Origin of the sequence: Microterricola viridarii (genome assembly GCF_001542775.1) — a bacterium.
Classification (GTDB): Bacteria; Actinomycetota; Actinomycetes; order Actinomycetales; family Microbacteriaceae; genus Microterricola; species Microterricola viridarii_A.
This window is the reverse complement of the sequence record NZ_CP014145.1, coordinates 1,267,084-1,285,152: the sequence shown is the minus strand read 5'-3', so window position 1 is coordinate 1,285,152 and position 18,069 is coordinate 1,267,084. Positions and strand designations below refer to the sequence as shown.

General features: G+C 68.7%; 17 protein-coding genes, 1 tRNA gene and 1 pseudogene. 7 read left to right on the top strand and 12 right to left on the bottom strand.

The genetic code is table 11. The features are described 5' to 3' along the window. The first annotated feature begins 79 nt into the window (after positions 1-79). From AWU67_RS05870 to AWU67_RS05860, 3 genes are read left to right on the top strand one after another with little or no spacing between them, the layout of a single operon-like run. A complete protein-coding gene (locus AWU67_RS05870) occupies positions 80-1,243 on the top strand; it encodes a winged helix DNA-binding domain-containing protein (protein WP_067227151.1) in 1,164 nt (387 codons plus the stop codon). Between the two features lie 15 nt (positions 1,244-1,258). After that, entirely contained in the window at positions 1,259-2,287 is a 1,029-nt protein-coding gene (locus AWU67_RS05865; protein ID WP_335339036.1) for an FUSC family protein, read from the top strand. Next, a complete protein-coding gene (locus AWU67_RS05860) occupies positions 2,280-2,906 on the top strand; it encodes a TMEM175 family protein (RefSeq protein WP_067227149.1) in 627 nt (208 codons plus the stop codon). Before AWU67_RS05865 ends, AWU67_RS05860 begins: the two co-directional genes overlap by 8 nt. Here the strand turns inward: AWU67_RS05860 and AWU67_RS05855 are convergent. From AWU67_RS05855 to AWU67_RS05845, 3 genes are all read right to left on the bottom strand, one after another. Further along, the gene (locus AWU67_RS05855; protein WP_067227148.1) at positions 2,887-3,843 is read right to left on the bottom strand and encodes an endonuclease/exonuclease/phosphatase family protein; all 957 of its coding nucleotides are present in this window, start codon (positions 3,841-3,843) and stop codon (positions 2,887-2,889) included. The two genes, AWU67_RS05860 and AWU67_RS05855, sit on opposite strands and share 20 nt — an antisense overlap. Before the next feature lie 120 nt (positions 3,844-3,963). Then, on the bottom strand, positions 3,964-4,524 hold the full coding sequence (locus AWU67_RS05850) for a YceI family protein (RefSeq protein ID WP_067227147.1): 561 nt from the start codon (positions 4,522-4,524) through the stop codon (positions 3,964-3,966). Between the two features lie 71 nt (positions 4,525-4,595). Further along, positions 4,596-5,795 (bottom strand): glycoside hydrolase family 3 N-terminal domain-containing protein, encoded by a 1,200-nt coding sequence (locus AWU67_RS05845; protein ID WP_067227146.1) that lies wholly within the window; start codon positions 5,793-5,795, stop codon positions 4,596-4,598. Positions 5,796-5,877: 82 nt separating this feature from the next. On the opposite strand from AWU67_RS05845, the gene AWU67_RS05840 reads away from it, so the two are divergent. After that, complete coding sequence (locus AWU67_RS05840; protein WP_067227145.1) at positions 5,878-6,711, top strand: oxygenase MpaB family protein; 834 nt, start codon at positions 5,878-5,880, stop codon at positions 6,709-6,711. Here AWU67_RS05840 and AWU67_RS05835 read toward each other — a convergent pair. After that, a complete protein-coding gene (locus tag AWU67_RS05835) occupies positions 6,708-7,241 on the bottom strand; it encodes a hypothetical protein (protein WP_067227144.1) in 534 nt (177 codons plus the stop codon). The two genes, AWU67_RS05840 and AWU67_RS05835, sit on opposite strands and share 4 nt — an antisense overlap. Before the next feature lie 133 nt (positions 7,242-7,374). Here AWU67_RS05835 and AWU67_RS05830 point away from each other — a divergent pair, with 133 nt between their 5' ends. Then, positions 7,375-8,130 carry a hypothetical protein gene (locus AWU67_RS05830; protein ID WP_067227143.1) on the top strand — a complete coding sequence of 252 codons (756 nt, stop codon included), beginning with the start codon at positions 7,375-7,377 and terminating at the stop codon, positions 8,128-8,130. Here the strand turns inward: AWU67_RS05830 and AWU67_RS05825 are convergent. Together AWU67_RS05825 and AWU67_RS05820 are read right to left on the bottom strand one after the other, a co-directional pair. Then, entirely contained in the window at positions 8,127-10,133 is a 2,007-nt protein-coding gene (locus tag AWU67_RS05825) for an ABC transporter ATP-binding protein (RefSeq protein WP_067227142.1), read from the bottom strand. The genes AWU67_RS05830 and AWU67_RS05825 overlap by 4 nt on opposite strands. Next, positions 10,133-11,869 carry an ABC transporter ATP-binding protein gene (locus AWU67_RS05820; RefSeq protein WP_067227141.1) on the bottom strand — a complete coding sequence of 579 codons (1,737 nt, stop codon included), beginning with the start codon at positions 11,867-11,869 and terminating at the stop codon, positions 10,133-10,135. The genes AWU67_RS05825 and AWU67_RS05820 overlap by 1 nt, the downstream gene beginning before the upstream one ends. A gap of 196 nt (positions 11,870-12,065) precedes the next feature. Between AWU67_RS05820 and AWU67_RS17965 the strand changes: the two genes are divergently transcribed. Both AWU67_RS17965 and AWU67_RS17960 read left to right on the top strand, forming a co-directional pair. Then, the gene (locus AWU67_RS17965; protein ID WP_335339035.1) at positions 12,066-12,926 is read left to right on the top strand and encodes an MFS transporter; all 861 of its coding nucleotides are present in this window, start codon (positions 12,066-12,068) and stop codon (positions 12,924-12,926) included. Further along, positions 12,893-13,240, top strand: a pseudogene (locus tag AWU67_RS17960) (MFS transporter); the annotation flags it as partial. The gene AWU67_RS17965 and the pseudogene AWU67_RS17960, both read left to right, overlap by 34 nt. A gap of 262 nt (positions 13,241-13,502) precedes the next feature. Here AWU67_RS17960 and AWU67_RS17955 read toward each other — a convergent pair. From AWU67_RS17955 to AWU67_RS05790, 6 genes are all read right to left on the bottom strand, one after another. After that, the gene (locus AWU67_RS17955; protein ID WP_335339034.1) at positions 13,503-14,279 is read right to left on the bottom strand and encodes an endo alpha-1,4 polygalactosaminidase; all 777 of its coding nucleotides are present in this window, start codon (positions 14,277-14,279) and stop codon (positions 13,503-13,505) included. Continuing rightward, positions 14,276-14,500, bottom strand: a complete 225-nt coding sequence (locus AWU67_RS17675; protein WP_067227140.1) for a hypothetical protein — start codon at positions 14,498-14,500, stop codon at positions 14,276-14,278. Before AWU67_RS17675 ends, AWU67_RS17955 begins: the two co-directional genes overlap by 4 nt. Continuing rightward, on the bottom strand, positions 14,497-15,066 hold the full coding sequence (locus AWU67_RS05805) for a DUF305 domain-containing protein (protein ID WP_160329724.1): 570 nt from the start codon (positions 15,064-15,066) through the stop codon (positions 14,497-14,499). The genes AWU67_RS17675 and AWU67_RS05805 overlap by 4 nt, the downstream gene beginning before the upstream one ends. A 510-nt stretch (positions 15,067-15,576) precedes the next feature. After that, positions 15,577-15,651, bottom strand: a tRNA-Ala gene (locus AWU67_RS05800). A 49-nt stretch (positions 15,652-15,700) separates the two neighbouring features. Next, on the bottom strand, positions 15,701-16,822 hold the full coding sequence (locus AWU67_RS05795; RefSeq protein ID WP_067227138.1) for a phosphatidylinositol-specific phospholipase C domain-containing protein: 1,122 nt from the start codon (positions 16,820-16,822) through the stop codon (positions 15,701-15,703). Between the two features lie 104 nt (positions 16,823-16,926). Next, a complete protein-coding gene (locus tag AWU67_RS05790) occupies positions 16,927-17,973 on the bottom strand; it encodes an AI-2E family transporter (RefSeq protein WP_067227137.1) in 1,047 nt (348 codons plus the stop codon). Positions 17,974-18,069: the final 96 nt, after the last annotated feature.

Sequence of the window (18,069 nt, the reverse complement as noted above, 5' to 3'; positions counted from 1 at the left end):
GGTCATCCGAAATGAGGCGCAACGCACCATTCTACCGAAGCTCACCCTGCACAAGTGCCCGATGCAGAATACTGGGGCGATGGCGAGGGATTCGGCACACCGTGAGATCGCGCTGCTGCGGGCCAGGGCGCAGGGATTGTTCCCAGCGGATGCCGCGGCGCCGGCCGCCGTGGTGGGCTCGCTGCTGGCGCTGCAGGCGCAGGATCTCGCCGCCGCGAAGTGGGCGATCGGGGTCCGCTCCCCCGGCAGCACGCTGGCCGGGCTGGACGCCGCGATCGACGCCGGCGAGATCGTGCGCTCCTGGCCGATGCGCGGAACGCTGCATTTCGTGCCGGGCGAGGACCTCGGTTGGATGCAGCAGTGCACCACCGCGCGCCTGCTCGCACAGGCCCGGCCGACCCACGAGGCCCAAGGGCTGACGTCAGCTGTGCATGAGCGCGCGCGGGAGCTGGCCGTCGAGGCGCTCTCCGGCGGACAGAGCCTCACCCGCGCGGCGTTCCAAGACATGCTGGAGCGGAACGGTATCAGCACCGCCGGTAACCGCGGCTACCACCTGATCTGGTTCCTCGCCCAAACGGGGACGCTCTGCTGGGGCCCGACCGCCGGCAACGCGCAGGCCCTGGTGCTGCTGGACGAGTGGGTGCGAAACCCGCGGCGGCTCGAGCCCGATGAGGCCTTCGCCGAGTTCCTGCTCCGCTACCTGCGCGGCCATGGGCCGGCCACGCTGCAGGACTTCGTCTGGTGGAGCAAGCTGACCGTCGCCGAGGCGAAACGCGGGCTCCAGGTCGCGCGCCCGCTGCTGGTCGAGCGGGTCATCGGCGACACGAGCTACTGGATGCCGGCCGAGCTGGACATCGCGGACGCGGATGCCGCGGCCGACATTGCCGCGGCACGGCGCCGCTTCGCCGCATCCGCCTGGCTGCTGCCCGCCTTCGACGAGTACTTCCTCGGCTATCGCGACCGGCAGGCCTCGGCCGACCTGGAACACCAGGAGCGCATCGTTCCGGGCAAGAACGGGGTGTTCCGGCCGATCGTCGTGGTTGCAGGGAGGGTCGTCGGCACGTGGCGGCGCCGCGTGGCCGGTGGCTCGGGAGCGGGGCGCGGCGTGCAGATCGACATCGAGCCGTTCGGCCCGGTGGGCGCGGCGCAGGTGGCCGCGCTGCGGCGCGCGGGCAACCGGTATGCCCACTTCCTCGGCGTGCGTGCGGGCGAACTCGACGTGCGCGGCCAGGTGCGGCAGTAGCCTGAGGACGTGCGCATGACTTCTCGCATCCAGGCGTCCAGCCGGCTGCCGCTGTTGCAAGTGACGAAGGTGGCGTTCGCCTCGGTGCTGGCCTGGGTGATCGCCCAGTTCCTGCTGCCAACCGACCTGCCGATTTTCGCCGCGATCGCGGCGCTGCTCGTCGTGCAACCGAGCGTGAACCAGACCCTCGGCCGGGCCATCGAACGCTCCGTCGGGGTCATCGCCGGCGTGATCGTCGCCACCGTCATCGCCCAGCTGTTCGGCGGCAGCGAGTGGATCATCCTGACGACCATCGTCGTCTCCATCTTCATCGGCTGGGCGCTGCGGCTCACGCCAGCATCCGCCAACCAGATCCCGATCAGCGCCATGCTTGTGCTGGCTCTCGGCACGACGACGCCCGGCTACGCGGCCGAGCGGATCATCGAGACGCTGATCGGCGCCACCGTCGGTTTCATCGTCGCGATCAGCATCGCCCCACCCGTGCTGCTTACACCCGCCCAAGAGAGCGTGACCGCACTCGGGCGAGAGCTCGCCGCCACGATCGAACGGCTCGCCGGGGCGCTCGAGGAGCCGATGCGCCCCGCCCAGCTCGAGGAGCTGCTGCTGAACGCCCGGCTGCTGCGGCCCATGCAGGCGAAGGCGAGCGATGCCGTGACCCAGGGCAGGGAGAGCCTCGCCTTCAACCCGCGGCGATCGCGTTTCGGCGGCGCCGTGGAGGCGGAGGCAGCGTTGCTGGCGCGCCTGTCACCGCTGGTGAACCGCGTGCTCGGGATGACGAGGGCGGTGCGTGACCACTACGACGACAGTCTGCGCGAGGAGCCGACCGTGCACGCCATCGCTGTCGAGCTGAGACGGGCCGCACACGACCTGCGCCTGCTGTTCGAGCCGGACGACGTCACCGCCGAGCAGGCAGAGCAGGAGCCGGAGCCGCTGGCGCTCACCGCTCCCCTCGTCATCGCCACGCCGCATCCCGAACACTGGATCTTGATCGGCTCGCTGCTGGAGGACCTCCGCCGCGTGCGGGAGGAGATCGTCGGTGACTGAGGAGGCTGGCACGCAGTCGCCGCGACGCCTGGAGGCGTTCTCGGACGGCGTGTTCGCCATCGCGGCAACGCTCCTGGTGCTCGACCTCTCGATCGACCACCTCGGTGCGATCACCAGCAATGACCAGCTTTGGCACGCACTCGGCTCGATCTCCGACAGCGTGCTGAGTTTCGTCATCAGCTTCCTGCTGCTCTGCATGCTGTGGATGGTGCACGCGAGCCAGTTCGAGCACATCAGGCGCGTCGACAGCACGGTGCTCTGGCTCAACTCCCTGCGCCTGCTCGGCATTGTGCTCATCCCGTTCACGACGACCTTGAACGCCGACTTCGGCGACATGCTGATCGGGCGTCTCGCGCTGCCGCTCAACTTCCTGTGCGTGCTGGTCTTGGGCTGGGTGCTCTGGCAGTACGTCGCGAAGCGCTCGCGCGGCCTGCTCGACGACATGACGGATGCCGAGGTGCGCCAGAGTGGCCGGAGGGCGTTCGGCGCGCTCCTGGCCGGTGTCGTCGTGGTTGTGCTGGCGCCGTTCATCGGCTCGTGGGCGTTCCTCGCCTTCGCGGTGAGCCCGCTGGTCGGCACCGCCCTCTCCCGGCTGGGGCTTAGAAGCCGAAGCGGCTGAGCACGGCGCGGTGGTCGCTGTTTCCGGCTTGCAGCACGGAGCTCTCCAGCGGCGTCAACCCGGCCTGGAAGATGTGGTCGATCCGTGCGATCGGCGCCGTGCTGGGCCAGGTGAACCCGAGCGAGGCTTTCGACTGGTTGGGCTCGCGCACCGTGCGTTGCAGGGCGCGCATGGCGGGGTCGGTGACGGTGGCGTTGAAGTCACCGACGACGAGCACCCGCTCGTTCTCGTCCTGGGCGACGATCTCGGCGAGCCGGGCGAGCATGCCGTCGCGGTCGCTCTGGGCTCCGGGGCGCAGGGATGCGGCGTGCACCACGTAGATGCTCACCAGGCCGCTCGGCGTCTCGAGGTCGGCGGCCAGCGCGCGGTTCCAGCCGAGGCCGAGCTCGAGAGGCTGCTCGTTGACGATGGGGTACCGGCTCCACAGGCCGACCGTTCCCACCGTGTACAAGTAGGGGTAGTCCCCGTCGATGGCTTCCCGCACCTCTGCCCGCGCGGCGCCGTCCATCTCCTCCAGCGCGATCACGTCGGCATCCTGGGCAGCCAGGGTCAGCGCCGACTCGGCGGCGCCGCCGGAGCCGGCCTCGACGTTCTGGCTGGCAACGGTCATCGAGTACTCCCCGGCTTGCGCGGCCGGAACGTCCTGCAGCGGCACCGCGAGCGGCGCGACGAGAGCCAGCCAGGCGACGAGGGGCACCAATGTGACGATCCACACCCGTCGACGCGTGAGCAGGGCGACGACGAGCAGGGCAAGCACCACGAGGCCCAGCCACGGCAACACCGTTGCGATGGCGGTGCCGACTGCGCCGGGGATCACGGGGTGCAGCAGGATCGCCGCGGCCAGGGCGAGCGCGGCGACAGCGACGACGCGGGCCGCGGCGCGCCTCGCCGGTGGCCGTGTTCTGCCCGTTCGGGCGGCGCTGGGGAATCCTGGCATGCACTCAACCCTGAACGACCCTTGATGTGAGATCCCTGAGCGTCGGGTGCGATTCAGCGACAAACAGAAACAGGGCGCCCCGGCCGAAGCCGGGGCGCCCTGCTCAGACGATGATGCCGATTACTGCTCGAGCGCTGCCTGCAGCTCGAGCGAGATCGTGACGGTGTCGCCGAGCAGCATTCCGCCGGTCTCGAGGGCCGCGTTGTAGGTGAGGCCGAAGTCCTCGCGGTTGACAGTGGTCTTCGCGGTGGCGCCGGCCTTGTAGTTGCCGTAGGGGTCGGTGCCGAAGCCGCCGAAGTCGAACTCGAACGTGACGGGCTTGGTCACGCCCTTCATGGTGAGATTGCCGTCGACGAGGAAGTCGCCCTTCTCAACGCGGACACCGGTCGACACGAAGTCGATGGTCGGGTAGGTCTCGGCCTCGAAGAAGTCGCCGGTGCGGAGGTGGCCGTCGCGGGTGGGCTCGTTCGTGTTCACAGAGGTGACCTCGGCCGACGCGGTGACGGTGGACTCGAGGGGGTTCTCTGCGGTGACGAACGTGGCGTTGAAGCGCTCGAACTTGCCCTTGACCTTGCTGATCATCAGGTGACGGATGCTGAATCCGACCTCGCTGTGCGTCGGGTCGATGACCCAGGTGCCTGCGCGGTAGCCGGGGATGGTGGTTTCGAGCGTTGCAGTCATGAAGCTACTTTCTTGAGAATCGAGGGCCGGTGCGTCGGCCGTGATGTATGCAAACGCATGCTCCTAGATTGTTATTCCGAACTATTCAGATTTTCTTTGACGCGCAGAACGGCGAGCACGGAATCGTCGATCTGGGCGGCATCGATCGCGCCGGTGCGCACGGCCGCCGCGACGCCGGCGATCATCGCGTCGATATCCACCCCGACGGTGGCAGGGTCGGCCGGCAGGGTCAGCAGCACCACGTCGTTGCCCGCTGCGAACGCCGCGATGGTGTTCGCGACGGGGTCCGCGTAGCGCGGGTCGCCGGAATCCTGCAGCATCCGCATGTCGTCGGTGATGGCCAGGCCAGTGAAGCCCAGTTCCTCACGGAGCAGGCGATGCCATTCCGGTGAGAGGCTGGCGGGCGCCGCATCGATGGCGTCGTAGGCGAGATGCCCGAACATCACGAGCTCGGCGCCGGCGTCGATGCCCGCCCGGAACGGAGGTGCCTCGGTGGCGCGCCACTCCTCCAGCCCCATCGCGCTGCTCGGCACGGTGTGGTGGGAGTCGCCGGGGGCTGCGCCGTGACCCGGGAAGTGCTTGAGCGTGCTGAGCACGTGGTTCTTCTCACCGGCTACAGCGGAGGCCACCCGCTCGCTGCTGGCCGCGGCGTCCGACCCGAAGGATCGCGTGTAGATGAAGGAGCCAGGGTCGGCGCTGACGTCGGCGACCACGCCGAAATTCACGGCGATGCCGGCGCTCGCCAGTAGTTCGGAGCGAGCCCGGAAGGCGTCGGCGGTGGCCGCGGCCGGCATGCCGCGCAGCGTGTCGGCGCCCGGTGCCGGGTCGGGGCCGATGCGCATGACGTCGCCGCCCTCCTGATCGATGCCGATGAGCGGCGGGAACGCGTCTGTGCCACGGATTGTGGCGGTGAGCGCGCCGAGCGCGGCGAGGTCTGTCGCGTCGGTGCCGCCGGGCATGTTGTCGCCCATCAGGATCAGCCCGCCGAGCCGGTAGCGGTCCACGAAGGCGCGGAGTGCCGCTCCGTCGGTGCCGGGCGCGTGCAGCATGAGAAGGGAGGAGATCTTCTGCTCGAGCGGCATCGCGGCCAGCGCGAGCTCGGCGGCGTCCGGCGGGGCGACGGGGGTTGATGTCGTGCTCGGCGTGGCGCTCGGGGTGTGCGCGGGCTGTGCGCCACCGACGCCCGGACTGGCGCAGGCGGTGGAGCCGAGCAGGAGTGGCAGCATCAGCAGGGTGGCGATCGTGACGCGGTTCCGGGGTGCTCTGGCCATTGGAGCGAGTGTAACCGAGCCGGCTGGGCGGTCCCCCGCGCTGCTCCCCCGACGTTCAGGCTGAGGAGGTACCGTGCAAGGGATGCCTACGCCCGCCCAGCCACCCCACCCCGCGACTGCGGCCGCGCCCCTCCGCCTGGCCGATGTGGCGGGCGAGGCTGCGCTACTCGCGGGCGGCGGCGCGGCGATCCTGCTGCAGCTGGCGCACCCGGCCGTTGGCCGCGGTGTCGCCCGGCACAGCGACTTCACCGGGCGCCCGCTGGACCGGCTGTTCGGCACCCTGGACTACGTATACACGGTGGCCTTCGGCGATCAGGCGATGGTCGACTTCGTGGTGCGCGGCGTCAACCGCGCGCACGGCCCCGTGCACGACCGGGAGTCGACGCCCGGGTACAACGCTTTCGATCCGCGGTTGCAGCTCTGGGTGGCCGCGACCCTGTACTACGCCGCCATGCAGGTGCAGGAGCACCTGCTCCGCCCGCTCGACGCCGCGTCGGGCGAGGCCGTCTACCGCGACTACGCCGCGTTGGGTGCCCGCCTGCAGATGCCGGTCGAGCACTGGCCGGCAGACAGGGAGGCGTTCGAGCAGTACTGGGGCGACGCGCTCGCCGCGTTGCAGGCAACTCCGGAGAGCGCCGCGGTGATCGCCTCGCTGCTGAACCCCCGCACGTTGCCCGTGGCGTTCCGCGGGGCCATGCCGCTCATCCGCCTGCTCAGCATCGGCATGCTGCCGGTCAGCGTGCGTGAGCTGCACGACCTGCCGTGGGATGCCCGCCAGCAGGCCCGCTTCGAGCGCACCCTCGCCGTCGTCCGGGCCCTGTACCCGCGGCTGCCGCGACGCCTGCGGCACCTCCCCCGCGACCGCGCGCTGGCCCGCGTGCGCCGCAAGATCGCCCGGCAGGGCGCCGCGGGCTAGAAGAAGTCGGCGTCGACCCCGGCAGCGCGGTCCACGTCCACGCTCGGCACCCTGGCGGCGTTCAGCTTCACCTTCGCGACCCGCAGTGCGGATTCCAGCTGGGCCGCCCACACATCGGACTCGCGGGCAGACTGCTCCGCGGCCGCGAGCCGGTCCAACGCGAGCGCGCGCTCCGCCTGAGCGGCGCGCACCTGCTGGATGCTCAACGTGATGCCGTAGTAGGCGGCGACGATCGACGCGATCGGTGTCGCGATCACAGCCAGTGCCGCGACGCTGGCCGAGGTCGGGCTGAACAACGCCAGCAGGCCGAAGGCGAAGAACAGCGCGACGACGCCGACGATGACAACGATCATCAGTCGAATGTTCTGGTCGGCGCTGAGCGACTGCCGGGCAGGCGCATCGGCGGCCGAGCGCTCGTCGGCTTCCGACTCCGATTCCGCGGGCGCCACCGAGAACTCCTCCGTCCGTTGGGCGGGTTCTGCAGGAATCGGCTCCGCGGAGTCGTGCGGGAGATCGTTCGGGTCGCTCATCGTTCGCCTTTCACCGGGAGACTCAGCTCGTCTACGTGCCCATTGTGCGTTGACCCCCGTTTGGGGTCAAGCGCACACGCCGGTGTCGGCGGAGCGGGGTAGCCTGCTTGCGGGTCGACGAAGGGAAATCGGGATGGTTGCGGTGAGTTTCCGATGCGGGCACGGCGCGAGCGCCGCTGCGGCGGAGGACGGGTCGCGCGTGCTCACCCTGCAGCGTGCCTGCCCGCTCTGCATGCTGATCGCCGAGACCCAGCGCTCCCGCGCTGAGCTCCTGCGCAAGGTCGCCCCGCCAGAGCGGGCGCTGCTGGCGAATGAGACCCGGGTTGGTGCCGAGTACACCTGGGTGTGCCCGCGCGGCCACGACCGCTACCAGGCCACCGTGCTTGCCATGCTGAGCGGGCCAAGCTGCGCCAAGTGCATCCGCAACGCGAGCGGCGCGGCCGCCGTGCGGGAGGCCGGCGTTGCGTCGATGAATGCGGGCTTGCGCACCCGCACATCGATGACAGAGCAGCGACTGCGGATGCTGCTGGCCGAGCGCATCACGGTGCCCCGCGGTGTCAATACGATCCGGCTGGCGCGCATGTTCTACGGACGGCAGGAGGCGTGGCCCGACATCGTGATACCCGCGCTCCGCATCGCCGTCGAGTACGACGACCCGGGTCGCAGCAGGCGCGCGCACCGCGGCCTCAAGCAGGCCTCCGACCGAGAGAAGGACGACGCACTGGCCGAGGTCGGCTGGGAGGTCATCCGTATCCGTGCAGGCGGCCTGGAGTCGCTGGGCGCCAACAGCGTGGTCTGCGCCTCGCTCACCATTCCGGCCGTCGACCGGGTGATCGAACGAATGCGGGAACTCCGCGGCGACGCGGCCGTCGACGCGATCCTCGCCTAGTTCGGCTCCAACGCCTCGTCACTCTCGAACGCGTCGTCGTCCGCCGACACCCCTCCCTGGAACTGCGCCTGGTACAGCGCGAAGTAGGCTCCGCGCCGCGCCAGCAGCTCCTCGTGGTTGCCCTGCTCGACGATGCGGCCTGACTCCATCACGAGGATCGTGTGGGCGTCCCGGATCGTGGAGAGCCGGTGCGCGATCACGAAGGAGGTCCGGTCACTGCGCAGCGCGGCCATGGCCTGCTGCACGAGCAGCTCGGTGCGGGTGTCGACGGAGGACGTCGCCTCGTCGAGGATCAACAGTGAGGGGTTCGCGATGAACGCCCGCGCGATCGTGATGAGCTGCCGCTCGCCGGCCGAGACGCTGCCGCCATCGGCATCCAGCACGGTGTCGTAGCCGTGCGGCAGCTGGCGCACGAAGCGGTCGACCATGGTGGCCTGTGCCGCGGCCACGACTTCCTCGTCGGTGGCGTCGAGCCGGCCGTAGCGAATGTTCTCGCGGATCGTGCCGCCGAACAGCCAGGCGTCCTGCAACACCATCCCGACTTGTGAGCGCAGCTCGTCGCGGCTCAACGTGTGCACGTCGACGCCGTCGAGCAGGATCCGGCCCGCGGTGAGCTCGTAGAAGCGCATCACCAGGTTCACCAGCGTGGTCTTGCCCGCTCCTGTCGGACCCACGATTGCCACGGTGTGGCCCGGCTCTGCCGAGAAGGAGAGGTTCTCGATCAATGGAACGTCCTCGCTGTAGCGGAACGAGACGCCCTGAAACTCGACGTGGCCGTCGGTCGGCTCCGGCAAGCTGGCGCTGACCTGGTCGGGCTCCTGTTCCTCGGCGTCGAGTAGCTCGAACGTGCGCTCGGCGGAGGCGACGCCGGACTGCAGCATGTTGGCCAGGCTGGCCATCTCGCTGATCGGCTGGGTGAACTCGCGCGAGTACTGAATGAATGCGGTCGCATCACCGAGCGTCATCTGGCCGGATGCCACGCGCAGCCCGCCCACGACGGCGATCATCACGTACGACAGGTAGGAGACGAAGGTCATCGCCGGCATGATCATGCCCGATACGAACTGGGCGCCGAAGGAGGCCGTGAACAGCTGGTCGTTGCGGGCGTCGAACTCCTCGAGCATCTCTTTGTCCCTGCCGAATGCACGCACAATTTCCTGGCCGGAAAAGGTCTCCTCGATGTGCCCGTTCAGCGCGCCCGTGTTCTTCCATTGCGCGGCGAAGAGCTTCTGTGAGCGGACGCCGATGACGCCGGCGATCAACGCGGACAGCGGCAGCGCGATCAGGGCGATCAGGGCGAGCTGCCAGGAGACGATGAACATCATCGCGGCGATGCCGATGACGGTCAGCAGCGACTGCACCAGCTGGGAGAACGCCTGCTGCAGCGCGGCCTGCACGTTGTCGACGTCGTTCGTGACGCGCGACATCAGGTCACCGCGCTGCCGGGTGTCGAAGTAGCTCAACGGCAGGCGGTTCAGCTTCTCCTCGATGTCCTGGCGCAGCTTGTAGACGATGCGCATGACGAGGCCGTTCAGGATGAAACCCTGGGCCCACGTCAGGAAGGACGCGACGAGGTAGAGCCCCAGCACGATGAAGATCAGCTGGGAGAGCCGGACGAAGTCGATGCCCTCCCCCGGAACGACCGAGGTTCCCGAGAGCATGTCGGCGAACTGAGTGTTGCCCTCCGCGCGAAGTTGGGCGATGACATCGTCGAGCGGCACTCCGGCCGGCAGCTGCTTGCCGAGCACGCCGTTGAAGATGACGTCCATGGCCTGTCCGAGCACCTTGGGCGCGATCACCGTGAAGACCACCGAGATGATCACCAGCAGCACCACGAAGCTCATCTTGGCCCGCTCCGGGCGCAGCAGACCCATGAGCCGCTTGGCTGACGGCCAGAAGTGTTGGGCCTTCTTGGCCGGGGCGCCGCCGAACATGTCGCCGTCGGCCTCGGTGGGCGTGTACTCGACCGAGAGGTTCTCGTTGGGGGTTTCGTCCGTTGCCATCAGGCCACTTCCTCGACGCTGAGCTGCGATTGCACGATCTCGCGATACGTCTCGTTACTCTCCAGCAGTTCTTCATGGGTGCCGCGCCCGACGATGGAGCCGTCGTTCACGACCAGGATCTGATCGGCATCCGTGATCGTCGACACCCGCTGGGCGACGATGATCACGGTCGCGTCGCCGGTGGCGTCGGAAAGGGCGCCGCGCAGGCGCGCGTCGGTCGCGACGTCCAGCGCCGAGAAGGAGTCGTCGAACAGGTAGACGCGGGGCTGGGCAACGAGCGCCCTCGCGATGCAGAGGCGTTGCCGCTGGCCGCCGGAGACGTTGGTGCCGCCCTGGGAGACGGCGGATTCCAGCCCCAGCTCCTTCTCACGGACGAAGTCCTCGCCCTGGGCCACGCGCAGCGCCTGCCAAAGCTCGTCATCGCTCGCGCCCACCCGGCCGAAGCGCAGGTTGGAGCCGATGGTGCCGGAGAACAGGTAAGGCTTCTGGGAGACCAACCCGACCACGCTGGAGAGCTGGGCGCGGCTCAAGTCGTTGACCGACACCCCGTCGATCAGCACCTCACCCTGCTGCGGGTCGTAGAGCCGCGGGATCAGGTTGATCAGCGACGTCTTGCCGGCACCGGTCGACCCGACGATGGCAGTGGTCGTGCCGGGGGCTGCGATGAAGCTCACCCCGTCCAGCACCGGGCGCTCGGCGCCGGGGTAGCCGAAACTCACGTTGCGAAACTCGACCGCGCCGAACGCCGGGGTGGGCAGTTCCGGGCCGGTCGGCTGCTTCTGGCTGGAGACGGTGCCCAGCACCTCCTGGATGCGCTCGGCACAGACCACGGCACGGGGAATCATCATCACCATGAAGACGCCCATCATCACGGCCATCAGGATCTGCAGCAGGTACTGCAGGAACGCCGTCAACGAGCCGACCTGGATCTCACCGGCGTCGACCCGCTGGCCGCCGAACCAGAGCACGGCGGCGGTGGCCAGGTGCAGGATCATCATGATCACGGGGAACATCAGCACGAAGAGGTTGCCGACCTTGACGGAGACCCGGGTGAGCTGCTCGTTGGCGACGCGGTAGCGCTCCGACTCGAACGGCTCGCGCACGAAGGCGCGCACCACCCGGATGCCGATGATCTGCTCGCGCAGCACACTGTTGATGCCGTCGATGCGGTCCTGCATCTGGCGGAACAGCGGCATCAGCAGGTAGACCAGCGTGCCGACGATCACGAAGAGGACGGGGACGGACACCCAGAGCAGCCACGAGAGGCTGGCATCCTCGCGGAGGGCCATGACGATGCCGCCGATGCACATGATCGGCGTCGCCACCATGAAGTTGAGGGTCATCAGGATGAGCATCTGCACCTGCTGCACGTCGTTCGTGCCACGGGTGATCAGGGTGCCGCTGCCGAAGCGGGCGAGCTCGAGCGCTCCGAGGGAGTCGACCTTGCGGTACACCTCACGGCGGAGGTCGCGGCCGATGGCCATCGCGGTGCGCGCCCCGAAGTAGATGCCGCCGATCGCGGTGACCACCTGCACGAGGCAGACCAGCAGCATCGTCATGCCGGTCGACCAGATGAAGTCGGTGTCGCCGCTGGCGATGCCGGTATCGATGATCTGCGCGTTCAGGCTCGGTAGGTACAACGCCGCCATCGTCGAGATGAACTGCAGCACGACGACCGCGAGGATCCAGAGTTTGTAGGGCTTCGCGTGTTGAAGCGCGAGGGAGAGCAATACCACTGTGGAGCCTCACTGTGCCGGTGGATGGGAGTGTTTTCACACTACAGGGGGCCTCCGACACGCCACCAACGCCCGAGACGGGGTACTCCGCGTGTTGCCGAGCGCGGGCATCGGCTGCGAGACTTTGCCCATCGAGGAGGGCGGCTCACGTGCCACCGGTGCGCGGGACGTTCCCCGTCACGAGAGGCGCACGGCCATGAGCTCTTCCGACTCCGCCCCGGCACCGTTCAACAGCCGGCTTGCACTCCTCCTCGCCATGGCGATGTTCGTGCTGGTGGTCGACACGTCAATCATGAATGTCTCGATCTCGGCCGTCGTGCACGACATCGGCTCTACTGTGAGCGGCATCCAGGGGGCCATCGCCCTGGAGGCGCTCGTCTCGGCCGCGTTCATCCTGATCGGCAGCAAGGTCGGCGACCTCATCGGCCGCAAGCGCGCCTACGTCATCGGCCTGCTCTGCTACGCGACGGGGGCCGTCGCGATGACGTTGACCCAGTCGCTGCTGCCGATCATCATCTTCTGGGCCGTGATCGGGGGCCTCGGGGCCTCACTCCTCCTGCCGTCGATGCAATCGCTCATCCACGGCAACTTCGAGGGGGCGGCGCAGGCGCGGGTGTACGCGACGGTCGGCGCATCTGCGGCCATCGCGGCCGCCGTCGGACCGTTGATCGGCGGGTTCATCACGACGTTCCTGTCGTGGCGGGTCGCATTCGCCCTCGAGGCGCTCGTCATCGTCGTCGTGCTCAGCGGCATCAAGCTCGTCCACGACGTGCCGTACACCGGGACTCGACAGGTGGATGCCGTCGGCGCCGTGCTCTCGGTCGTGGGCATGGGCGGCATCGTGATCGGGATCCTGGTCTGGCAGGAGGGTGGCGGGGCCGTCGGAGCGCTGCTCGCCGTCGGCGCGGTCGGGCTGGGAGGCCTGGGTTACTGGCTGGTCCGGCGCAAGCGGCTGGACAGGCCGACGCTGATCGACCCGGAGCTGTTCAAATCGAAGCTGTTCCGCCTGGGGTCAGCGGCCAGATGCTTCAGCAGATCGCTCTCGGCGGAACGATGATCGTGCTGCCCATCTACCTCCAGATGGTGCTCGGGTACAACGCACTGCAGGCCGGGCTGTCGATCGCGCCGCTGTCGCTCAGCATGTTCGCCGTTGCATTGCTCGTCGGAAAACGGGTCGGCCGCCGCCGCCCGGCGACCAGAATCCTGTGGGGGTTCGCCCTCCTGATCGCCGGCCTCATCATCCTGATCCCCCTGGTGCCGCGCGCCGATTCAGGCTGGTGGCTGCTGGTGCCGCTGATCATCTCGGGTTGCGGCCTGGGGTTGCTCGTCTCCCAGTTGAACAACTACACCCTCTCCCCCGTCTCCGATGAGCGCGTCAGTGAGGCGGCCGGAGTGAACTCGGCGGCCGGCTCGTTCGGCCTGTCGTTCGGGCTCGCCTTCGCGGGTGCGATCATGCTTGCGTCGCTCTCCCTCATCTTCACCACCCTGGCAATGAGCAGCACCGTCCTGCCCGCCGCCGAGCAGGCGCAGGTCGCTCAGGTGCTTGAGGACGATGCAGAGATCATGACGAACAACGCCCTGGAGGAACTGCTCGTGGGGCAGCCGGCGGAGGTCCAGGCGGAAATCATCCGCATCAACACGGATGCGCGCCCGCTCGCCCTGCAGATCGCCCTGCTGATCCCCATCCTCGCTGGAGCCATCGGGCTGCTGAACGGCTTCCGGATGCGGCGGCTCCCCGATCCGCAGCCCAATGCCGCCGCGGAGGGAACACTCCTCGGCTGAGGCGGCTCAGCCCCCGGCGGGGCACTGCGCGTAGGCGTAGCCTTCGGCGCCGGGGCACTGAGGGCCGGTCACGCAGGATCGTCAGCGGTGCCCGATCAGCCGAGTCGCAGACGGCGTCGAAGCCCGCAGGCAGGGCGTCAGTGTACTCGACCTGCAGCACATGCTCCCCGTAGCCCGCCCGGAAGGCGGCGCACTCGTCGTACACGGCGCAGCTCTCGGCGATCGCGAAGTCGAAGCCGAGGTCGCTCCGCCCGGTCGCGGCCAGCTGGGCCGCGTTCTTCTGCCCGACGGCCAGACCGAGCTCGTGCGCCTCCCGCACGTACATCCGTGCCAGCTGCAGCACCCCGCCCGGGTCGATGCGCCCGGTGGCGGCATCCGTGAACCGGCCGGCCGTGTCCAGGTTGTCGAGGTCGATCGCATCGAACCCCTTTGCCGCGCAGCCACGGATCACCGGGGCGACGCGGTCGAAGATGGCCAGGCGGGACGCCGCGGACCCCGGATCGAGGATGTACTCGTCCGGCCAATGAGGGTCGACGACCAAGCCGCCGTCGCGGTCGTGCAGCAGCAGTCCTCCGTTCGCCAACGCCCACTCGGCGGACTCCCCTGGCTGGGTCTGGAAGCCGTTCACGTAGCAGACGTTGTACACCCCGGATGCGGTTCGGCGCTGGCGTCGCGCACGAGCACGGCGGTCGAGCCGGCGGGGTCGTATGCGCCGCCGAGCTGGTAGTCGAAGCCGCCGGAGGTCGGGGGAAGGCGCACCGTGCCGCCGGCACCCGCCGCGCCCTGGCAGGCGGTCAGCGCGAGCAGAGCGAGGATGACGACCGTGGCGAGCAGCGGGCGCGCGCTCACCGGCCGAGCAGCTGTGTCATCTCGGCGACCTCCGCGGTCTGCACGTCGATCATCTGTTGCGCCAGCTCGCGCAGCTCGGCGTAGCCGCCGTTGTCGATCTGATCCTGCGTCATCGCAATGGCGCCCTCGTGGTGGAAGATCATCTCCTCGAGGAAGGTGCGCTCAACATCCGCCCCGCCGAGGGCGGCGAGGGCGTCCATCCGCTCGGGCGTGACCATGCCGTTGGCGATGTGAGTGGAGTGCTGTTCCAGCAGCGGCTCCTGCTGCCAGTCCGCCACCCAACCGAGCATGACGTCGATCTCGTGCTGCTGTCCGGCGCGGATTCGCTCGGCGATGTCGCGGGTCTGCTGCGTCACCTCGTCCGCCGCGAGCACGATGTCGCTCATCTGCACGGCCTGCTCGTGATGCGGCGTCATCATCGCGAGGAAGTGCAGGTCGGTGTCGTTGGCGGATGCCGGGACCGTCGCTTCCGAGGGCGCCACAGGCGCCGGGGCACCCGCAACCGGCGTGCAGGCCGCCAACAGCAGCACGGCCGCGACGGCGGCGCCGAGCGCGAGGGGCCTCACTGATCGGGAGATGTGCGAGCTTTTCCCAAACATTGCTCTCTCCAACTCTGCTTCCTCCAACACTGCTTCGTTCTGGCATGGCCTGCTCCGAGCCTAGAGCGCCCCGGGCTGGGAACCAGCTGGGCGGTGCCGTCGTCAGGCGCCGAGCGGTTGCCCAATTGGGTGCCGCACGAGCTCGCCCATCACGAGGCCGGTTGTCGTGCGCTTCGCTCGCTCGATGGCGAGGATGCGCCCGACAATGCGGTCGAGGTCGTCCGCGTCGCGGGCCCAAGGCGGAGCCGCTCGATATCACCGGCAGCTGGATCGCGCGGCGTGCGCATCTGCTGCGACGACGTGCTCGGCGCGCCGGAAGACGTTGTGATCGACGATGACGTGATCGCCACGGATGCCGCTGATGCAGAGGAAGCCGCTCTGGGCGGCTAGCGCATCCCCGACCTCGCCCCCGTTCGTCGATTCTGAGCGAACGACAGCCCAGAGAACAAGCATTCTTCGGGGCGGTGGCAGAGGTGTTGGTGGATCTGGGGAGACTCGAACTCCCGACCCCTGCATGCCATGCAGGTGCGCTACCAGCTGCGCCACAGACCCTCACGCTGCTCCTGATCGCTCAGAAGCAACCTGACCAGCCTACTACGGACTACTGCCCCGCCCGCACGAGGTAGCCGCCGGGGAAGGCGGCGGAGTAGCCCGTGCCCTCCTCCGGCTCGTTTGGCGGGAAGTCGGTGGCGACGATGTGCGCCCCGGTCGCGAAGGCGAGGTCGCGCTCGTCGGTGCTCGTGCGCAAGTCGGTGTCCGCCCGGACCCTGACCATCAGCCCGGCCTGGAGGTCGGCGGACACGGCGGCATCCCGCGGGTCGTCGCGCACCGTGAATACCGCGTCATCCTCTTCGATGTGGGAGGAGGCGAAGACCGCTCGGTCCACCTCGCCGGCGTCGGACCCGAAGCACAGTTCGCGTGCATCGTCGTTCTCGGCGTAGAAGAAGAGCACCGATCCGCGCATCTCCGCGACACTGGGCCAGCCATCCGCGGCCGCCGCGCGCAAGCTGGACGCTTCGCCGCGCAGATCCGCCGGCGTGAAGAGCCGATCGCCCAGCGCCTCGGTGATGGTGGCGTCGAGAGCCGAACAAGCTGCCCCATCGAAGTGCTTGAGCGAGGGATCGAGGTACAAGAAGTCGCTCTTTGGCTCAATCATGATGCTGATCGGGAGGTGCGCAGGGTGGGCATCCGACCACAGTGCGAGCTCACGCAGCCCGAGGGCGAAGTCGGGCATCGTCGAGCCGTTCGCCAGCAGCGGCATGTGGCTGGCCTCGAAGCTCGCGCCGTTCCACCGCACGTCGATTTCCAAGCTGCGGATGCCGGCGTCGAGCTGGTCCCAGAGCGGCGCATGGCCGTATTGCAGGACGGCGGACTGCCCCGGCGACATGAGATCGATCATCCGCAGTTGCAGCCACGTGGGTTCGAGCGCGTAGCTGTTGTGCGTGGAGATGGTCTGCAGCTGGTTGAACGGCAGCTCATCGCTCACCGTGGCATCGCCCGCATCGTCGACCCATGAGGCCTTCTCCGCCGGGGACAGCGCCCCGACCTCGGCAGTATGGGTCTCGAAACGGGCGATCTGCTCCTCGCTACTCTGCCAACCCACCAGCAGGAAGGAACCGATCATTGCGGCGACGCCGATCACCAGCACGCCGGCGACGGAGCCCAGAATGATCGAGGTGCGCCGGAGCGCTCGACGTTTGGTTTCCGCTGTGGAATTTGTCACTGTGTTGCTCCTACTCGCCCGACTCTCAGATCGTCAGGCACCACTCCACGGTATGGGGCTGCGCCGAGGCTCCAGCACAGCCACGCCGACCCCGCACAGATGACTCATGCCGCCTCCGGATCACCGGAGAGCCAGCGCAGCCAGGTCGAGTGTTCATCGCCCTCCAGGAACAGCGCCCGCACCAGCAGCGTGAGCGGCACGGAGAGGATGGCGCCGACGGGGCCGATGACGAACGTCCAGAAGACGACGGAGAAGAACGTCAGCGTGTAACTGAGGTTGACGCTGTCGGCCACGAAACGCGGCTGGACGAGCACCTGCAGCGTGACGTTGATCAGGATGTAGGCGACGACAACCAGCAGGAACAGCGCCGGGCCGCCGAAGACGAGCGCCAGCACCGCCGGCGGGATGAGCCCGAGCACGAAGCCGATGTTCGGCACGAAGTTCGTGACGAACGCGAGGATGGCCCAGACGAGCGGGCCGGGCAGGCCGAGCCCCCAGAGCAGGAGGCCGTCGAGCACGGCGACGATGAGTCCGAAGATGGCGCCGACGACGAAGAAGCGGCGGGTGCCCGAGTTGAACCGGGTCGCCCGCGCGATGGTGTCCGCACGGGCGTGGCCGAACACCTTCCCGGCCTGGGCGTAGCGGGATCCGTCTGCCGCCATGAAGAGCACATAGCCCAGCACGAAGAAGAAGGCGGTCGCCCAGTCGAAGACCGTGCTCACCAGCTGCCCGGCGATGGCGATGAGGCTTGCCGGGTCGATGAGGGATGTCGCCGCGGCCGCCGCGCCCTGGTCGAGGCCGAGCTGCGCGGCGAACTCGCTGAACTGCGTGCCGAGGGCCCGGAATTCGTCACCGTAGTCGGTCAGGATCGCGCTGAACTGCACGGCGGCAAGCACGATGAGGCCCGTCATCACGGCGAGGATCAGATAGGCGACCACGATGACCGAGGTCGTCGCCAGCCAGGCGGGCCAGCCCCGACGCTCCAACGGGCGGCGGATCGGGTGCACGATGATGACGAGCACGACCGCGATCGCGAGCGGCGCGAGGATGTCACGGGCGAACCAGACACCGGCGAGCACGACGACCGCGGCACCGAGCGTGAGCAGGGTGCGCGTTCCGGGCGCGAGCCCCCGAGAGGCCTCGGCCGTCACCGGAGTTCGCCGAGGTTCGTGCGTGCTGCACTCGTCGGGAGCGATGCGGGGAGGTCTGCGCTGTCGGGGCCCATGTACGGCCGCCTTTCTTCAGGG